Source organism: Leuconostoc sp., assembly GCF_965300815.1.
This window is the reverse complement of sequence record NZ_CBDKZH010000155.1, coordinates 2,118-2,455: the sequence shown is the minus strand read 5'-3', so window position 1 is coordinate 2,455 and position 338 is coordinate 2,118. Positions and strand designations below refer to the sequence as shown.

Sequence of the window (338 nt, the reverse complement as noted above, 5' to 3'; positions counted from 1 at the left end):
ATGATGTTTAATCTCGTGTCCTTGCGCAAAGCTTTGGCTGGTTAGGTTGGGCATCAAATGGACAAGATGCCGGAACAGCTGGCTACGGGTACCGACTAGAAGCGTTAGAAGTGGTGTTGGTTCCTAAGGGTCAGCCCGCACCGGGCAACACGGCAAATGCTTTTTATAGTAAAAGTAGTGTGCCGAGTGTTCAGTATCGCACGCATGTGCAAAGTATTGGCTGGCAACCTTATGTTGCCGATGGTAAAATGGCTGGTACAACTGGACAAGCTAAGCGTTTAGAGGCAACGGCTATTCAGCTGGCTAATCAAGACAGTGCCATGACTGGCAGCATTAAA

General features: G+C 48.8%; 2 pseudogenes. Both read left to right on the top strand.

From position 1 onward, the window contains the following. Nucleotides 1-38 precede the first annotated feature (38 nt). Nucleotides 39-110, top strand: a pseudogene (locus ACW12G_RS07555) (hypothetical protein); the annotation flags it as partial. 3 nt (nt 111-113) lie between these two features. Then, nucleotides 114-338: pseudogene (locus ACW12G_RS07550) on the top strand (hypothetical protein); the annotation flags it as partial.